Origin of the sequence: Microbacterium songi, assembly GCF_042747925.1 — a bacterium.
Classification (GTDB): domain Bacteria; phylum Actinomycetota; class Actinomycetes; order Actinomycetales; family Microbacteriaceae; genus Microbacterium.
In genome coordinates this window covers 273750-291841 of the sequence record NZ_JBHZIE010000006.1, presented here as the reverse complement: position 1 = coordinate 291841, position 18092 = coordinate 273750, and the positions used below count along the sequence as shown (strand labels likewise).

Below are 18092 nucleotides of genomic sequence, written 5' to 3'. Positions count from 1 at the left end.
CCCCCCCCCCCCCCCCCCCCCCCCCCCCCCCCCCCCCCCCCCCCCCCCCCCCCCCCCCCCCCCCCCCCCCCCCCCCCCCCCCCCCCCCCCCCCCCCCCGCCGTCGTTCGTGGATCGGCGTCCTATGGTGCCGCGATCAGGTCGGACGTGAGTCGGTAGCCGACCCCGCGCACCGTCTCGATGAAGCGCGGATTGTTCGGGTTGTCGCCGAGCTTGCGTCGGAGGTTCGTCATGTGCGCCTCGATGGCGCGCTTGTCGGCGTCGCCCACGAAGTAGCTCGTGACGTACGATTCGCCGCGCAGCACGAGCGTGAGGTCTGCCTTGCTGCGCACCCGACGCTTGGACTCCAGCAGGGTGGCGAGCAGATCGAACTCGGTGCGGGTGAGATCGACTTCGGACGCGCCGATCGTGACGATACGGGCGTCGGGGTCGAGCAGCAGATCGCGGTGGCCGAGCCAGTGCTCCTGACGCACCGGCGGCGCGGCGTGGGTGACCTGCTCCACGGCGCTTCCCGCGTCCTCGTTCGGCGCCGGGTGCACGATGTACGGCGTCGCCGCCGGTCGCGAGGCGGCCGGCGCCGGGACGGTCTGCGCGATGTATTCGATCGGAGGCTCGGCGAGTGCCGGCTCCTCTTCGTACCGCGGCGCCATGGTGGGCATCTGCGTTGTGACCGGGCGCGGCGAGGGGAACGACGGTCCCACCCGCTCCTGAGCGGGCGGCGGCGGGGTGTTGCTTCGGCGTTGACGTCGAAGGGCCGCATCGATGCGCGCGCGGAGCTCGCGCGGCCGGAACGGCTTCGTGAGGTACTCGTCGGCCCCATTGCCGAGAGCCAGGACGACGTCGGCCTCGGATTCGGACCCGGTGAGCATGATGATGTACGTGTCGCTCTCGGCGCGGATGCGGCGGGCCGCTTCGAAGCCGTCGATGCCCGGCATGTTGACGTCGAGCGTCGTGATGAGCGGCTTGTATGTGAGGACGGCGCGCACGCCGTCGATGCCGTTGCCGACGCTCACCGTCGAGAAGCCCGCGCTCTCGAGCACCTCGGCGAGCAGGTGCCTGATGTCGGGATCGTCCTCGACGATCACGGCGGTCTTGAGCGCGTTCTCGTCGGTGTTCATCTGCGGCCCCCCGGCATTTCGGGTCCCCGAGCATCGGTGGGGCAGGATCGGATGCTGCGGCTGGGGACCGAGGCGCGACACTGTCAGCCGACCACGGCTGGGGACCATGGTGTGAGGCTCATGCTACAGGTGCACGGATTGCGAGCGTGTGACGCGGGACGAGGCATCCGCGAGTCTCTTCTCGGGCTGCCCGCCGCCCGTTGCCCTGGTCAGCGGGCCGCGCGCGTGAGCTCGATGGCGGCGTCGGGCCACCAAGTGCCGGCCGCAGGACCGCCGTTGCAGGTGCCGTCGCTTTCGCCCGGGGGCTTGATCCACAGGTTGGTGTCGACGACGTCGTCTCCGATCGACCCGCCCGGCTCGCCGACCTCGCGTCCACGAGGATTGCACCACTCGCCGTTGGAGCCCCGGCCGTTGCGCGATGTGTCGATCACGGCGTGGGCGCCGTCGAGCAGGCCGGCCAGTTCGTGCGCGTATGCCACCTCGTCGTCGGTCGCGTTGTAGTTCGACACGTTGGTGGCGAAGCCGCGGATGTTCTGCAGGCCGATGCCGCGGATGAGTCCGGCCATCTCGTCGGCGCTGAGCCAGTCGGAGTGGCCTCCGTCGAGGTAGGTCCAGATGCCGGGGCCCGCGAGGCGGTCTGCGGCACCACGCAACTGAGTGGTGCGGGCATCGACGTTGCCGCATTCGGGCGCGAGGGCGAGGCTGTCGGGCTCGAGGATCACGATGCGCTGCAGGTCGGACGCATTGCGCAGGGCGTCGCCGATCTGCTGCGTCCAGTTCACGTAGGACGCGTCGTCGAGTCCACCGGCCGACAGGTTGCCGCAGTCGCGTTCGGGCAGCCCGTAGACGACGACCGCGAGCGCAGCATCCTGTTCCCGCGCGTCGGCGGCGAGCGCGGCGATGCGGTTCCAGACTTCGTCGACGGGATCCGCTTCGGGGGTGAGCCAGTAGGCGGTGGGTTGCGAGGCGAGGTACTCGGCGGCGGCCTGGGCATCGGAGCCGGCCGTTGCATCCGCTGCCGCCTGCGTGGCTTTGGAGTCGCTCGGCGCGACGATCGTCGTGCCGGGGGCGGGTGGACGCGTGCCCAGGCTCTGGAAAGCGTTCATGACCAGACCTCCGACCAGGGCGAGCGTCACGATCACCGCAACGATCACGACGGCCACCAGCGCGATCCACAGCCAGCGTCGCGATGACGGGCGGCGCGGAGAAGGTCGGCGCGATGCCGGCCGGCCTGTCGGTCGGCGGGGCGCCCTCGCCCCGGGCCGCGGCGGCGGCGTGGGCGACGTCATGTCGAGGGCGCTCCGGCCGGATGCGCGCCGACGCGGGGCGTCGTGCACGTCCTCACAGCGGGATCAGTCCTGGGTGAGACGGTGGCGCCGCACGACCGCGCCCACCGCGAGCGCGATACCGGCGAGCACGAGCGCGCCGCCGCCGGCCCAGAGGCCGAGCAGGGAGTTGCTGTCGAGGCCGGTCGCCGGCAGGCCGCTGCCGTCCGTCGACGCGACCGAAGCGGTCGCGGTGCCGCCGGCGGACGTGGCGGAGATGGCGGCGATGTTGTAGGTGCCGGAGGCGTCCTTCGGCAGTGTGATCGCCGTGGCCGGCAGTGAGCCGTCGGTCGCCGACTCGACCACGCCGCTCGCCGTGGTGACGGCGAACTTGACGAATCCGACGGACGCGCCCGCACCGTTCTCGCCGGTGACCGTGATGGTGACGCTCTCGTTGCTCGAGAACGTGGCGGCCCGGCAGGAGAGCGAGAGCGTGCCGCCCGGCGCGGCGGAGGCGGGGCTGACGGTGCAGGACCCCGACGGCGGGTAGATCGAGTCCGCCTGTGCGGCCATGGGGGCGCTCAGGGCGGCCATGCCGATTGCGGCACCCATCGTGATGTTGCGGATGGTGCGGTTCATGTGGAGGGCCCCCCGGCGCGATGACGTGATGGAACGGTCATGCGATCAAGGCTCAGAGCACGCGCGGGACGCTGCACTGAGCGGCGATGCCCGTGGCCTGATTCTACGGGGTCTCGCAGACGGCGACAAGCGACTGCGTGTCGGTTGTGTTAACAGTCGGCGTGGTCCGCGCGATCATCGTGGTCGAGCTCGGCGCCGTGGTCTGCACCGTCGCGGTGGCGGTCGCGGATGCGCCGGGGACGAGGTCCACCGAGAAGCTCAGGACCTGGCGACCGTCGTGGAAGCCTCCGCCGAAGCCGGGAGTGCCGGTCACGTCGGCGTCCACCAGATCGAAGCCCTCTGGCAGATAGATGTATCCGACCGTGCGGATCGTTCCCGGGGGGACCCCGAACGTGCCCCCTCCGGTGATGTAATCCGGCAGGCTCGCGCTATCGGCCGGGGCGTTGTTGGTGAGTGTCAGCGCGAGCTGCGCCTGCCCGGTGGCGGTGCGGTCCGATGCGGGGACGCAGGTCGTCCACTGCACCTGCGTGTCCACGCCGAGGTAGTAGTCCATCTTCGAGCCTGTGCCGTCGTTGAGATAGACCCCGAAGGTCGAGGCGTCGCGGTCGGTGACGGGAAGTCCGCCGGCGAGGGTCGTATCGGCAAGGAGTGCCTGGTCGTCGTCGCGGGCGCTCCAGATGAGCAGGCGGTCCTCGTCGCCGGCGCGGGCCAGGGCGGTGAGCAGGGTGACGGGGTCGACGTTTCCGCTCGAGAGGGCCGTGAAGATGCCGCTGGCGGCCGCCGCGAAGAACGCGTCCTGATCGGCGGGACGCTCGTAGCGCAGGTACACCTCGTTGAGCAGAAGCTGCACCGCGTTGTCAGGCGTGAGCACGTCACCCGTCGGAAGAGTGACGGGTCCGGTGGCAGCAAGCAGGTAGGACAGGGCGACGGGGTCAATCGAGAGCACGCCGTCGACCTCGAGGCCGTCGTGCTCGCGGGCCCACATGGCGCGTGCGGCCTCAGCCGCCACGGTGAAGTCGGGCACCAGGGTGGTGTTCTGCATCCATTCGCCGGGACGGTCGCCGTACAGCGCGCGCACCTCCTCCGAGAGCGGGATGACCGACTCGGGATATTTCGGGAAGCCCGAGGTGGAGTCCTGCGCCGTCAGGGTCATGGTGCCGCCGTCGGTGTGGATCAGCGCCATCGCGCCGGGGTTGCCGCCCAGCGAGCGCAGTTCGGCGTTGTTCTGGAACAGCACGAGGTAGTCGCGCGGACCGTCGGCTCCGAGCATGGCCGGAAGAAGCGCGGTCGCACGCGCGAGGGCACCGGTGGCGCTCTCCGTCTGAGCCAGCAGGTCGTCCACCTGATTCACCGCATCGCGCAAAGGGGAGACGAGTGGTGCACGATCGATGGCATCGATGGATGCTGCGGCCTGACCCAGACTGCGGGTGCCGGTGGTCGCGGCATCCTGCACGGATTGGAACGACGTGAGATCGATGCGGCCGTTCTGCGGCCGGAGCGCGTCGACCGAGAAGGTCGAAGCCACCTGCGCGAGCGGAGCGAGGGCGGTGCTCGCGACCTCGTCGAGGGCCCCCGCGACGGTCGAGACGGCGGCGAGCTGGGGTCCGACCCAGGGCAGCCCCTCGGCGGCGCGCCAGATCGGGTCGCTCGTGAGCGCATGCGCCTGCTGCGTGTCGGCGGAGAGATCCGCCAGGGCCGTTGCGACCGTGGTCGGATCGGTGAGGTCGGCCCGCACGGAGGCGGCGCGGGACTGCGCGTCGGTGAGGTGGCCGTAGGCGAGGAAGCCGCGGATGCCCACCCACGCGACCACGAAGATCGACAGCAGCACCAACGCGGCGAGCACCCACGCGAAGACGACGCCGGCGGTGCGCGCCGGGCGAGGCAGGACGGGTTCGGACACCCGACCACCCTATGGGGTGTTTCCCCGCCTTCCCCGGGCGGGCGCTGAGCGCGACCTGCGCAGGTTCTGTTCGACCGCCGGACGCGCCGCGCCCGGGATGCCGGCGAGCTCGACGGGGACGGTCGCGGGCGCCGGTTCGGCCGGTGTCGCCGACGCGTATCCCTGGTACTGGTAGCCGTAGTAGCCCGCGTCGCCACCGCGCCGCGTGACCTTGTTGAGGACGACGCCGAGCGGGCGCGCGTGGGCCTTCTCGAGGTTCAGGAGCGCGTGGTTGAGCATGTCGAACGTCGTGCGACCTGCGGAGGTCACGACCAGCGCGCCGTCTGCGCCGGTGGCCAGGACGGCGGCATCGGTGACCGGCAGCAGAGGCGGGGAGTCGATGATGACGAGCGCTTCGGCCGACAGCGTGTGCACCAGTTCCCGCATGCGCTGCGAGCCGAGCAGCTCGCTGGGGTTCGGGGGGATGCGACCGGCGGGAAGCACGACGAGATTGCGCGCCGAATCGGCAGTGTGCACCACATCGGAGATCTCCGCGCGGGCCGCGAGCACGTCCGTCAGGCCGGCGCCATCGGGCAGGTCGAAGATCTTCGAGACCATGGGTCGCCGAAGGTCGGCGTCGATCAGCACGACCTGCTGACCGGCGGCGGCGAGGCTGCGCGCGAGGTTCGCGGCGACGGTCGATTTACCGTCGCCGGGAAGGGGACTGGTCACCACGATCGCACGCGGCGGGTTGTCGACGTCCATGAACTGCAGGTTCGTGCGCAGTTCGCGCATCGCTTCGGCGACGGCCAGCGAGCTGACGTCGGCCTCCGAGAAGCTGAGCACCTTCCGGCCCGTCGTGAACTCCTTGTCGAGGGGGAGTGTCCCGACCACCGAGACGCCCGTCTCACGCTCGATGTCGCGCGCGTTGCGGATGCGGCGGTCGAGCACGTTGCGGACGACCGCGTACCCCATGCCCATGGCCAGGCCGACGAGGGCGCCCAGCGCCAATGACAGGCGCACATTGGGAGAGGACGGAGCGGTGGGGAGTCGGGCGGAATCGCCGGGGATCAGGGTGACGGCGGCCGATCCGGCGGTGCCGTCCCCCTCGATGTCGTCGATCGCCGTCACCATGCCGTCGATCCATGCCTCGGCGAGATCCCGCGCAGCCTCGGGGGAGGCGGCGTCGGCCGCGACGTGGATCACGACCGTGTCGTTGGGATTCGTGACGTCGACCTGACCGACCAGCTGTTCGGGGCTGACGTCGAGTCCGAGGTCGGCGATGGCGTACTCGGCGACTTCGCGCCACGTGCCGATGTCGAGGTAGGAGGTGACCTTGTTGCGGGCGAGCTGGTCACCCACCAGCGAAGCACCGGAGTCGGTCTCCGTTCCGGTTCCGGTCGCGACGACATAACCGCTGGCCGAAGCCGAGTAGACCCTCGGCTGCAGCGCGGTCCACCCGAAGGCGACGGCCACCCCGAGGATCGTGAACACGACGATGCCCATCCAGTGCGCTCGCAGTATGCGCAGATAGTCGCGCAGTTCCATCGGGCCCCCTCTGAGTTCGAGGCGACTCTATCCGCGCGGAGGCGGCCGCTCGGGGCTGATCTCGGTAGCCGGCCGCGAACCTCAGTAGTACTGATGACCGCATCTGCGTAGTGCGCCTCGAACCCCAGTAGTCGACGCGCGCAATCGGGTGGCCGTGCGGTTGTGATCGTCTTTTTCGCTGTGTCAGCCTGGCCGTGGGGTCCGCAGACGTGCCTCGCGACGATCATCGGAAAACTACGGCGTGGGGGAACATGTCCGACAACATCCTGGAGCGCGAAGAGCCGCGCTCCCTCATCGAACGACGCACGATCCTGAAGGGCGCGGCCTGGTCCGTGCCGATCATCCTGGCGACCGCGGCGGTGCCCGCGCATGCGGCCAGCAACGTCGATGTCGGGGCGTTCACGCTCAACGGCACGTGCGGGACGCTGGGCCTCATCGGTCCTGGATTCCTGCTCCAGGCCGGTCCGACCGCGCCGCTCCCCGTGGGCACCGTCGTCACCGTCACCGGTACGGGCGTCGCCAATATCGGCGTCTTCTCGGTCAGCGGCGGGACGGCGAGCGTCGTCGTGCTCACCAACCGCAGCCGTCAGATCACCCTGACGTCCGCGTTGCCTGCGGGGGCCACGATCGCCTTCCGCACGACTCTCAGCATCTCTGTGGCGTTCACCCTGAGTGCCGTGGCCACCCTGCCGGAAGGTTATGTCGCGACAGGAGCGAAGTCGGCCGGCACCGTCAACTCCACGCTCGTCCTCTGCAGCGCGTCGTGATGTGGTCGGGGAGCATCACACGGCTCTGATCGCGACCGACGTGGCGTCGGCGGCGTCCGTCGACTCGAGCCTGTTCGTTCTCGCGATCGGCGAGGTCATCCGGATCGACGTCGCGGGGGTCTCGCCCGCTCAGCGCGCCGCCGTCGTGGCCGCGTGGGCCGACGCGGTCTCACCCGGGGGAGAGACCGCACCGGCCGCGACGGTCGTGGTCGAGGCATCCGACGACCTGCCGTCGATGCTCGCAGACCTCTCGCAGCGCGTGACGCTGGCGGCGATCGGGGCGCGCCGAGGAAGGTCGTGGATGCTGCACGCTGCGGGGATCGCCGACGATCGGGGGAATGTCATCGTGCTCGTCGGCCCCTCGGGGCGGGGGAAGACGACGGCGGCGCTCGCCCTCGGGCGGGCGTACGCCTATCTCTCCGACGAGACCGTGGCGATCGACCGTGACGGCACGGTGTGGCCCTACCGCAAACCGCTCTCGATCATCGAGCGCCCGGACGCCCCGAAGGCGCAGCGCGCTCCCTCGGAGCGGGGGCTGCGGCCCCTGCCGGCGGGTCCTCTTCGATTGGCGGGAATCGTCCTGCTCGACCGAGGGATCGATGCGCCGGATGCCGCGGTCCTGGACGCTCTGCCGCTGGATGCCGCGCTCGCCGACCTGGTCGAGCAGTCCAGTCACCTCACCGCACTTCCCGCGCCGCTGAGGACGATCGCACGACACGTGGTTGAAGTGGGAACGGTCCACCGCGCGCACTATAGAGAGGCATCCTCGCTTCCACGGGCGATGGCGACGATCTTCTCGGCCGCCGCGAATGGTGACAGCCCCCGTCGTGGCGCCGAACCGGGTGAGGCACACCGGGACGAGGTCGCCGCGACGCCGGCCGCGAGCCGAGCGACGATCGCTCGCGCGCCCTACATCGACACCATCACCCTCGAAGACACGGGCAGCGTGGCGGTCCTGCAGCCTCGCCCGGACGGCACCGGGAAACTGACCGTCCTCGCCGGGATCGCGCCCGCCCTCTGGGCGGCAGCGGCCGATGGTGCGTCGATGGCGCGTTTCCTCTCCGCGGCCGAGGCGGCCTACGGCGCGCCCGATCACCAGGAGTCGGCAGTGTGCCGAGTCGAGGCATCCGTGTTACAGCTGATCGAGGCCGGCATCTTCGAGGATGCCCGGTGGCGTCGCGCGGAGCGTGTCGCGTGGACGGATGACGGCGATCGCGTCGTGGCGCTGTCGCTGACTGATTCCGCGGCCGCCCCGGTCGCCATGGAGGGCCCTGCCGGGGTCGTGTGGCGATGTCTCGAGGTCGACGAGGCGCGATACACGGCGGAGGTCGTCCGCCGTGTGGCGACAGTGGCGGCGTTGGAATCGATCGACGTCGACGCCGATGTGCGCGCGTTCCTGGGGGCGCTCGCGGAGGCGGGGCTGGCGTCGTCCGAGAGGGTCGGGTGAACCGGTCGCGACGGCGCTGGCGATAAGGTCGACGCAGACGTCGGGTCGAGCGGGTTCTCGCTCCGACCCGACACAGGAACATGCGCGGCACCGTCGCAGCGCTGCGAGCGGAGGCAGCGTGACCGAGCGATCAGAGACGGCCGAGGGATCAGAGAGGGTGGAGGCGGGGAGACCTGTTCTCTGGGCGCCTCCGTCGACGGAAGGCCGACACCTCCGCGGCAAGGTCATCGCCGGCACCCTGCTCACCCTCTATCTCGTTGCGCTCACGCTGATCGCGCTGTGGCCGGTGCCGATCGACAGCGGGTCTGGCGACCTCCTCCGAGCGATCACCCGGCGCCTCCCGTGGGTGACGTATCCGCGGATCGAGTTCGGTGCGAACATCCTGCTCTTCGTCCCGCTCGGCTGGCTGCTGGCCGTCCTGCTCGCGCAGTCGAGGTATCTCGTGCTGCCGATCGCGATCGTCGTCACGGTGGCGATCGAGTGCGCGCAGGCGCTGCTGCTGGACCGTCGCACGCCGAGTCTGCTCGACGTCGCGGCCAACACCACCGGGGCGTGCATCGGTCTCATCCTCGCCGCCATCGTCGTCGCCCTCCGTCGACGCCGCGCCTGAGGCGAGCTCTCACAGCGGGCTCCGAAGCCCGCCGCTTAGCCTGGCGCCATGACCATTCCGCTGGGCGATACGACCTTCTCCGCCACCGTCGCGCAGATGCGGGCGATGCGAGACGAGTTCCAGCGGTTCCTGCTGGAGTACCAGTTCGGGTTGCGTGAAGTCGAGACGAAGATCGACATCCTCCGGGACGAGTTCCTGCACATGCACGACTACAACCCGATCGAGCATGTGTCCAGCCGGGTGAAGTCCCCGGACAGCATCGCCGAGAAGGTGGCGCGCAAGGGGATCGATGCGGACTTCCCGTCCATCAGGGAGAACATCACCGACGTCGCGGGCATCCGTGTGACGGTGAGCTTCGTGGCCGATGCGTATCGGCTGTTCGATCTGCTCACGCAGCAGGACGACCTCACCGTGCGCGTGGTGAAGGACTACATCGCAGAACCGAAATCCAACGGCTACAAGAGCCTGCACGCGATCGTGGAGGTTCCCGTGTTCCTCTCGACGGGCCGGGTGGAGGTGCCGGTGGAGGTGCAGTTCCGCACGATCGCGATGGACTTCTGGGCGAGTCTCGAGCACAAGATCTACTACAAGTTCGACCGTCAGGTTCCGGACGCGCTCCTGGACAGCCTCAAGGACGCAGCAGAGACCGCCGCCGAGCTGGATGCCCGCATGGAGCGTCTGCACAAAGAAGTGCACGCTCCCCAGGCGGAGCCACGTTCGCACCACATCTGAGCCGACTCGCGACGGTCAGGGGTCGGTCCGAGGCGACCTGCGGCTGCGCACAGCCGCGCCGACGAACGACGGGAGTGCTCGCAGCCCTCGGCCCCAGCGTGCCGCTCTGAGGCGCGTTCGACCGACGACGGTGTCGCGACCTTCCGGGTGCGAGAGCAGAAGGTCGCTGCGCGTGGGCCAGATGGCGCGCCCGATGATGACAGCGCGTTCTCTGCGTCCCGACCGGCGAAGGACGAGCAACCAGAAGTAGGCGGGCTGCAATCCAGCTTCCAGACGCCCACGCCATTCGGTCACTCCGGGCGCGACCGCTTCGCTCGGCGACGGAACCGCCGTGACGCCCATCCTCGTCAGCACCGGCGCGAGTGTCACCACGCTGCCGGTCGCGCGGGCAAGCGCCGCGGCCTCGAGGCGTTCGTCGTCGGTGAACGACGCAGCCGCCAGCTGATCGAGCTCGTCCGCGGGGCGCGCGTGGCTGGGATTGCCGCGCAGGGAATGCAGGCCGAGGATGAGCGCGTTGCCGACCCGATCGGGCACGGCGCACGCTCGGTGGGCGAACGCGACCGGCGCCCGTCGCTGCCAGAGGGTGTCGAACACCGCGCTCGGGTCTGCGAGGAAGCCCGGGTAGTGCGTGTGCACGTCGAGATCGCACGGCCACGCATCATGGACCAGGGTGATCGAATGCGTGGGGCGGCGCGCATCGAGGAACGTCGAGGGGCGACGGTGCCAACCCCTGTCGGTCAGTGCCGCGACGAGCTCGTCGACGCCGGCCGGATCGACCAGCACATCCACGTCGGCCGAGGGTCGCTCCGCGCGCAGGCCCTGCAGGTGCAGCGTGGGTCCCTTGATGAAGAGAACCCGGATGCCTCGTACATCGGCCAGCTCCTGCACCAGGGCGCAGCCCAACTCGATCGCCTCCGCGAGGCGCAGGTCGACGGTGGGCACGGTCATGGTGTCAGGGGCGACCCATGCCGACGTACGTCCACCCGGCGGCGCGCCAGGCGGCGGCATCCATGCAGTTGCGTCCGTCGACGAGGATCCGCCCAGAGGTGAGCGTCGACGCGTGCTCGGGCGACAGGTCGCGGCGCCACTCGTCCCACTCCGTGACCACGATCACGGCGTCCGCGTCGCGGAGCGCCTCGTCGCGGTCTTCGACGTAGGTGAGCTGGGGGTGGGCGCGACGCGCATTCTCGATGGCCGCGGGGTCGGTGACGGTGACGGATGCCCCGAGCCCGTGCAACCGGACGGCCACATCGAGCGCGGGCGAGTCCCGGATGTCGTCGCTGTGGGGCTTGAAGGCTGCACCCAGGACCGTGATCTTCTTCTCGAAGACCGCTCCGCCGAGTGCGCTGACGGTGATCTCGACCGCGCGCTCGCGGCGTCGCAGGTTGATCGCGTCCACTTCGCGGAGGAAGCCGACAGACTCTCCACGCCCGAGCTCCTCGGCGCGTGCTGAGAAGGCCCGGATGTCCTTCGGGAGGCAGCCCCCGCCGAAGCCGATTCCCGCACCGAGGAATCGTCGGCCGATGCGGGCGTCATGCCCGATGGCGTCGGCCAGCTGGGTCACGTCTGCGCCCGACACTTCCGCGATCTCGGCCATCGCGTTGATGAACGAGATCTTGGTCGCGAGGAAGGCATTCGCTGCGACCTTCACCAGTTCGGCCGTGGCATAGTCCGTGACGATGAAGGGCGTGCCCTTCGCGACAGCCGGATGGTAGACCTCGCGCAGGATGTTCGCGGCCTCGCCGTCGGAATCGGCGTCGGGGACGCCGGCCACGAGTCGGTCGGGGTCGATCGTGTCCTGCACAGCCCAGCCCTCGCGGAGGAACTCCGGGTTCCAGACGAGCGTCGCGCCGGTGGCGTGGACGCGCGGCGCGAGTCCGGCCGCAGTTCCGACCGGCACCGTCGATTTGCCCGCGACGATATCGCCAGGACTCAAGTGGGGGAGCAGCCCGTCGATAGCGGCGTTGACGTACGTCAGGTCGGCCGCGTAGCCGTCCTTCTGCTGCGGGGTGCCCACTCCGACGAAATGCACTTTTGCGCCGGCCGCTGCCGCCATATCGGTCGTGAACGACAGCCGTCCCGATGCGATGCCTTCGGTGAGGATCTCGGTCAGCCCGGGCTCGAAGAACGGCGCCTCGCCGCGGGACAACGACGCGATCTTCCGTTCGTCGACATCGATCCCGACGACCTCGTGCCCGATGGACGCCATCGCCGCGGCATGGACCGCTCCGAGGTATCCGCAGCCGATGACAGAAAGACGCATGAAGCTCCTCGGGGTCGGCGCGGGATGACGAGCCGCGCGGGCACTCTCATTCTGTCGTAAGACGGGAGGGTCATCTGACGCAGGGTTGCCGACGGCCCGCGTTACAGGACTGTCAGGGCCACAGGTCACGAGGGAATGAGGCGAGCAGCGAATCGCCATCGAAGTCCGGCGGGCTCTCGCCACCCATGGAGATCGCCTCCTCGACCGTTTCGGCGGTGGTGTAAGACGTGCGCCCCGTCCCGCTGTAGTAGTCGTCGTATTTGAACGCCGGTTCGGCGTGCGAGCGGATGAGGCGGGCGGGGATCCCGAACGACTCAGCGATGACGATGCCGTGCAAGGACGATCCGCAGACGAATGCGCTGCTCGCGATGTCGCTGATCACGGCGTGAGGGAGCCGGAGCGGGTCGACGACCAGGGGCCCGCGGGCTCTTCGGCGATCGTGGAAATTGGGCACCACGGCCACCTCACGCTGGGGTGCACCGCCCGCGCTTCCGGTGTAATGCTCGCGCGGCCAGAAGCGAGACCAGAGGAGAGCAGGGTCTCCGTAGATTTCCGGTACCGCGGTGCCGGCCCCGACCAGCAGGTCGCGCGTGAGGGGCCCACGCACAGAACGGACGTCCAGGTGCGGCGCACCCCCCGTGTCTTTCGACTTCCCATTCACGCCTGCGCCCCACACAGTGTCGCCAGGCAGCGTCAGCTTCATGATCGAACCCACGGCGACAAGACGTCGGTCGTCAGCGGGTTCGGTAAGCCCGAGTTCCGAGACGATCCGCGCGACCAGGAGCGGTCCGATGAGGTCGCCGAAGTTGTTCAACGGAACCCTCGGGAGTATTCGACCGGCTGGTCCGGGGCGTCGGCGCGTCGGGTTGAAATGAACGATGTCAACGGGAATGGCAGGCCTCCTCAGGCGTTCAGCGCCGGATTCTCCGAGCGACGTCCCAGAGCTCGAGGTAGTCGCGTCGGATGGCGGGGACGAGTAACGAGAGGCCGAGATAGCCCCCAATTGCGACGAGAAGAACTGCGAGTTGCAGCCACTCGTTCCACGATGCGATCAGCGTGTAGGACAGCAGGAGGGAGAGCACCGTCATAGGCATGAAGACCACGATGGGACGAACAGCGATCGCCAGGAGGGGACGGCGTTGTAGTCCCGTCTTCGCCATCGGGAAGACGGTCATCAACAACCAGCTCACCGCCTGTCCGGCGGTCAACGCGATGGCGACTCCGATGGGCCCCCAGACGACGCCCACGCACACGCCTGCGATCATCAACGAGCGTGCGATCACGGTCCATCGGAGTTGCAGACCTGTGAGCGCGCGGGAGAGGAACACCCAGTAGTAGACGAAGCCGATGCCCTGGAACACGCCGCCGATCGCGAGTATTGCAAAGATCGGTTTCGCAGGATCCCATCCCGGTCCGAGCATGATGTCGATCGCTGGAACCGACACCGCGGCAAGCAGCAGGAACGTTCCTCCGAAGCAATAGCTCAACACGAGTTGTGCTCGCTGCACGTAGCTTTCGTACCGGGCATCTGCCTGAAGCTTCGAGAGGATCGGCATCGCGACCTTCGTCATCGGCGCTGCGATCTGCAGAAGGGGAAGCCGGAAGAGCTGGTAGGCGCGGTCGTAAAGTCCCAGTGACGAGGCTCCCCACACCCGACCGATCAGGATGCTGTCGATGTTCGATGTCACGTAGGTCAGCAGCTGCACGCCCAGGGTGTTGATGCCGTAGGTGTACAGCGCTCGCATATCCGCGCCTCGGCGCGGCATGCTCGGCAGCCACCGCGCAGCGATCACCAAGATGATCAGCGTGACGGCAGCGATCACGATCTGCTGCACGACAAGTGCCCAATAGCCCAGCCCGCCGGCGGCGACCGAGACGGCGGCGATCAGTGCCACTGCTGACGCCGCGACGTCTGCGGCTGCCAGCCACGTGAACTTGAGCTTCGTGGACACCTCGGCGCGGAACTGCGCCATGAGAGAGTTCAGAAGGAAGGTGAGCGCGAGCCAACGAGCGATGTCTGTGAGTTCCGGCCTGTCGTAGAACGCCGCGATGAGCGGAGCCGCGAAGAACGAACTGAGGAAGAGGACGAGCCCGACGCCCGTATTCGTCCAGAACAGGTTCGATCGTTGCTGTTGGGTGATCGTCTGCGATTGGATCGCTGCCATTGACAGGCCGAAATCGCCCAGCACTGATGCGACACCGATGATCGCGATCACCATCGCGTAGACGCCGAAGTCACTAGGAGCGATCAGTCTCGTCAGGATGACGACGGACAGCAGCTGGATGAGGAAGCGCGCGAGCTGACCGGCCAGTGTGGCGGCTCCCCCTCGGGCGGCGGCGTTGGCGAGACTCAGAACCCGCTCCCATCGACCATGGCTCGATCGTATCGGGCGAGCCGACAGCGCCGGACCTCGACATGTCTGCGCTGACTCGTGCGTCCCCATTCCATCGGCGACAGGGAGGCGACGTCATGCGCGCTGGACGAATGCCTCACCGCCACCTCATGCTCCGCGGTGTTCATCGCAACGCAGAGGTGAACACCGCGGCGTAGGCATTCGCGACGTGAAGCCAGTCGCGGGTGTCGAGAACAGGGTCGATCGCTCTGTCGTGCGATCGAAGGTCATCCATGGCATCCGCGAGAACCTGATCGGTCAGGGGGCCGTCGTACTCGATGACCCAACCCGCGCCGACTTCTTCGGCAAGCATCGTCGTTGTGCAGCTGCGTGGGACGATGACCGGGCGGGCGAGCGAGAGCGCCACCAGCATGACACCCGAGTTGTGCATCTCGCGGTAAGGGAGGACGAGCGCCTCAGCCGCGGTGACCTCCTTGACCATGTCGGTGTCTGTGACGTACGTCAGTCTCGCGGATATGGGGAACGCTTCCGCTCCGCGATCGATCGCTTCCGACAGGGATGCAACCAGATCAGGCACCGGCTTGCCGACGATCCGAAGTTCGTTCACACCTGCTGGTCTATATGTCACGGTGTCGATGAGCTCGAGAAGTCCTTTATAGGGCTCGATGCGGCCGAGGAACAGCAGCCGGCCGGGGATGCTCTCCTCACGGGGTTCTGCTTCGAACCGGTCTCGGTAGTGCGCGTGTCTGATGAGTGTCGCTCGCTGATCGCTCCCGCGAGGAGTGCACTCGTTCAACACGACGTGCTCCGTCACCTGTCGGTCCAGCGCCGCGAGGAGTCGTTCCTCTTCTTGGTCGCCGGGCGTGTGCGGGGACACGTTGTGGACCGTCCGAACCACCGGCAGTCGTTGAAGGCGCAAACGTGCGAGAAGTATCCGAAACAGCGAGCGCTTGACGAACCGGCGTATCGGCCGCACATCACGGATGAGGTGCTCCGGCCAGTGGAAATGAATCACGTCGTAGGAGCTGAGCAGCACGCGTCTCCAGGAGAAGAAGGAGAAGCTCACACTGTCGGGCGCGAAGTCCACGATCTGGTTGATGAACTTCAGCGTGTCTCCCGGCGCCTCAACCGCCTCTAGTACCCGCACAGTCCGCATTTGACCCCCGCGGTCGTCGTCACCTGGCCTGATGCCCGAGCGGGCGATGGTGACCTCCGGCAACGCTGGCAGGTGTCGTTGTCTACCTTAGCGTGGAGCATTCACGAGCTCCGCGCGCAATCTATCCGTGCGCCCAGCTAGGAGGAGGACGGTCAAGCAGCTCGTGAAGGCAGCGAACTCCGCTCGAGTTATGAGGCTTCTCTCTCGCCCATGGGGGTCGCAAGAACAGCCTGGTGGTGCTCATACAATCTAGTTGTGCAGGTTTTTGTGGACGTAGCGGGTCAGGATGACAATCTGGGCGACTCAGTGCTCCGGAGGGGCCTACTCGACGCACTTCGAGCTTCAGGGACGACGCTGCACGTCCACAGTGGAGACAACTCGGAGAGCTACGTGAGTGGCCTGGAGTTGCCAGACGAGGACGTCCAGTACAGCAGTCGACGTGCCTGGCGGAACGCACTCCTGCAGAGCGTTGGTCGCGAAAAGACGAGTCTTGCAATTGATCCGGGCGAGATCAGGTCGGACGCCGAGATGAACTTTGCCGGCCCTCGGGTAATCGCCGCCGCTGCGGCCGTTCGGTTGCGCGGGGGAGCGGTCATCCACTCGGGTATCGGTCTGCGAGCGGCTAGCCATCCCCGAGATAGGGGCACGCGAGTGCTCGCCCGGCTTTCGTCAGTGACGACATGGCGCGATGAACCGTCCCGTGCTCGCGGTGTTCACGGTTACGTCGCTCCCGATTGGGCGTTCGCGACGGGCCCGTCATCTCCGCGGTTCGGCGATCGATCCTGCATTGCCGTGTCGATGCGAGGGGACCGCTCTGTTCCCAATGAGCGGTGGGTAGAGCTGGTAAACGACCTCGCTGAGTCGACCCAACTTACTCCGGTGATATTTGCGCAGGTGAGACGCGACAACGAATTGGCCTCCTGGATTGCGGCTAGGGTTCCGAGAGCCACTGTCGAGATTTGGCCAGACGAGGTGAATCATCACGACCGGGAAATCTGGGTCAGGAGCCTATTCGCGCGGTCGCTGACAGTCGTGTCGGATCGCGTGCACGCTCTGATCATCGGGGCGACCGAGGGGGCTGTGCCGATCGGACTCACTCGGAACCCCGAGAAGCTCACGCGAACATTGGCTGGCGGTGGTATCACCGGGCACACCTTCGACACCTCTGCCGCGACGACTCACTCCGACGCAATACTCGAAGCGAGTCGGCGCGGAGACGAGATACGTGCATCCGTCCAGTCCTCGCGTGCAAAACTCGACGAGCTGCAGCAGCAGATCCGGCAATTGCTCGCAAGATAGAGACGGGAAGCGCCACCCGTCGCGTCCGTGCAACTGGAGGGTCCGCGAGTCGCCGCGTCGGCGGAACGGGCAGCGGCTGATATCTGCCACGTTGTGCTCAATATGGTTCGGGTCGAGTGCGTCCCACCTCGCGGGTCGCCTAGGTGGCGGCCTTGACAAGAGCGTCCGGTCGCCAGGTCTCCGTGGGAGGGGAGCTCGTTGCTGTGGAACGCAGGCCCGCCGCGAGCAGAAGGAGAACGGGCAGGTACACCGGTACCTGCCCGCCCAATGGTCCGCGCAGGATACCGAACATGACGACCGCCATATAGGGCGCGAAGACCGCGAGCTTCGACATGGGGGCGTGGAGCCACGCTGTGTCTAATCGGGAACTTATGTAGCCGAGCGCCGCCATCCCCGCGACTACGCCGATGAGGCCGAACTGCAGGTACATCTCAGCGTGAATGGGGAGTGAGAGGTTGGTGAATGAGTATCCGGCAAACTCTGCAATAGTTCCTCCGGCCGGCTCCGCCTTCGCGGGCCACACCGAACGCGGTACGAAGAAGAGCGCAGCTGACAACCCCTGGATGCCCCAGGTGATGCCGTGCTCCTCGACGTAGGACATGGTCGTCACAACCTGCTGGAAGCCGTCGAAGTCAGCCGAGGCAAAGGTTGATGCCGTGATGTCCCGAAGTTCAGTTCCTGCGTAACGGAAGGAGTTGGCGAGAGGGTAGATGAGCACCCCGGCGAAGAGCGCGATGGCGACGAAGCTGAAGCCTGCCCGCGTACTCCTGGGCTGAAGTAGGAGTAGGAGGACCGATCCGAACGCGGTCAGCGCAATGAATCTGGACTGGGACAGCGGATTCGCGAAGACGCAGATGCCGACGAATCCAATCATCGACGCAAAGACATATCCCCCGCGGACGAAGCGAATTCCTCGCCAACTCATGCGGATGGCATGGAGAGCGAGCAGCAAGATGCTGATCGAGATCGTCATAGGGAGGATCGTGTAAACCGCATACAGGGGGCCACCTAGATCT

Annotated in this window: 16 protein-coding genes; 5 read left to right on the top strand and 11 right to left on the bottom strand. The window is 67.7% G+C overall.

The genetic code is table 11. The annotated features are described in order from the left end of the window. Positions 1-121 precede the first annotated feature (121 nt). From ACFM35_RS09835 to ACFM35_RS09815, 5 genes are all read right to left on the bottom strand, one after another. The gene (locus ACFM35_RS09835) at positions 122-1117 is read right to left on the bottom strand and encodes a response regulator transcription factor (protein ID WP_378841475.1); all 996 of its coding nucleotides are present in this window, start codon (positions 1115-1117) and stop codon (positions 122-124) included. Positions 1118-1326: 209 nt separating this feature from the next. Beyond that, a complete protein-coding gene (locus ACFM35_RS09830; protein WP_378841473.1) occupies positions 1327-2280 on the bottom strand; it encodes a glycoside hydrolase family 6 protein in 954 nt (317 codons plus the stop codon). Positions 2281-2469: 189 nt separating this feature from the next. Then, positions 2470-3021, bottom strand: a complete 552-nt coding sequence (locus ACFM35_RS09825; protein WP_378841471.1) for an LPXTG cell wall anchor domain-containing protein — start codon at positions 3019-3021, stop codon at positions 2470-2472. 103 nt (positions 3022-3124) lie between these two features. Further along, positions 3125-4921 (bottom strand): DUF4012 domain-containing protein, encoded by a 1797-nt coding sequence (locus ACFM35_RS09820; RefSeq protein ID WP_378841469.1) that lies wholly within the window; start codon positions 4919-4921, stop codon positions 3125-3127. Between the two features lie 9 nt (positions 4922-4930). After that, positions 4931-6448, bottom strand: a complete 1518-nt coding sequence (locus ACFM35_RS09815) for a tyrosine-protein kinase domain-containing protein (RefSeq protein ID WP_378841467.1) — start codon at positions 6446-6448, stop codon at positions 4931-4933. A 251-nt stretch (positions 6449-6699) separates the two neighbouring features. Here ACFM35_RS09815 and ACFM35_RS09810 point away from each other — a divergent pair, with 251 nt between their 5' ends. The 4 genes from ACFM35_RS09810 (at position 6700) to ACFM35_RS09795 (ending at position 10004) form a co-directional block, all read left to right on the top strand. Next, positions 6700-7215, top strand: coding sequence for a hypothetical protein (locus tag ACFM35_RS09810; RefSeq protein WP_378841465.1), 516 nt, complete (start codon positions 6700-6702; stop codon positions 7213-7215). 1 nt (position 7216) lies between these two features. Beyond that, positions 7217-8662: an ATP-binding protein gene (locus ACFM35_RS09805; protein ID WP_378841463.1), complete on the top strand. Its 1446-nt coding sequence runs from the start codon at positions 7217-7219 to the stop codon at positions 8660-8662. 118 nt (positions 8663-8780) lie between these two features. Beyond that, complete coding sequence (locus tag ACFM35_RS09800) at positions 8781-9272, top strand: VanZ family protein (RefSeq protein ID WP_378841461.1); 492 nt, start codon at positions 8781-8783, stop codon at positions 9270-9272. A gap of 48 nt (positions 9273-9320) precedes the next feature. Then, positions 9321-10004, top strand: a complete 684-nt coding sequence (locus ACFM35_RS09795; protein WP_378841459.1) for a GTP pyrophosphokinase — start codon at positions 9321-9323, stop codon at positions 10002-10004. Positions 10005-10019: 15 nt separating this feature from the next. Here ACFM35_RS09795 and ACFM35_RS09790 read toward each other — a convergent pair whose 3' ends face one another. From ACFM35_RS09790 to ACFM35_RS09770, 5 genes are all read right to left on the bottom strand, one after another. Further along, complete coding sequence (locus tag ACFM35_RS09790; protein ID WP_378841457.1) at positions 10020-10952, bottom strand: nucleotidyltransferase family protein; 933 nt, start codon at positions 10950-10952, stop codon at positions 10020-10022. Between the two features lie 4 nt (positions 10953-10956). Next, positions 10957-12267, bottom strand: coding sequence for a UDP-glucose dehydrogenase family protein (locus tag ACFM35_RS09785; RefSeq protein WP_378841455.1), 1311 nt, complete (start codon positions 12265-12267; stop codon positions 10957-10959). Positions 12268-12379: 112 nt separating this feature from the next. Continuing rightward, a complete protein-coding gene (locus ACFM35_RS09780) occupies positions 12380-13081 on the bottom strand; it encodes a polysaccharide pyruvyl transferase family protein (protein WP_378841453.1) in 702 nt (233 codons plus the stop codon). 97 nt (positions 13082-13178) lie between these two features. Beyond that, positions 13179-14711, bottom strand: a complete 1533-nt coding sequence (locus ACFM35_RS09775) for a lipopolysaccharide biosynthesis protein (RefSeq protein WP_378841452.1) — start codon at positions 14709-14711, stop codon at positions 13179-13181. 73 nt (positions 14712-14784) lie between these two features. Further along, positions 14785-15768, bottom strand: coding sequence for a glycosyltransferase (locus ACFM35_RS09770; protein ID WP_378841450.1), 984 nt, complete (start codon positions 15766-15768; stop codon positions 14785-14787). 264 nt (positions 15769-16032) lie between these two features. On the opposite strand from ACFM35_RS09770, the gene ACFM35_RS09765 reads away from it, so the two are divergent. Further along, complete coding sequence (locus ACFM35_RS09765; protein WP_378841448.1) at positions 16033-17076, top strand: polysaccharide pyruvyl transferase family protein; 1044 nt, start codon at positions 16033-16035, stop codon at positions 17074-17076. 139 nt (positions 17077-17215) lie between these two features. On the opposite strand, the gene ACFM35_RS09760 is transcribed toward ACFM35_RS09765, so the two are convergent. Beyond that, positions 17216-18049 (bottom strand): hypothetical protein, encoded by an 834-nt coding sequence (locus tag ACFM35_RS09760; protein ID WP_378841446.1) that lies wholly within the window; start codon positions 18047-18049, stop codon positions 17216-17218. Positions 18050-18092: the final 43 nt, after the last annotated feature.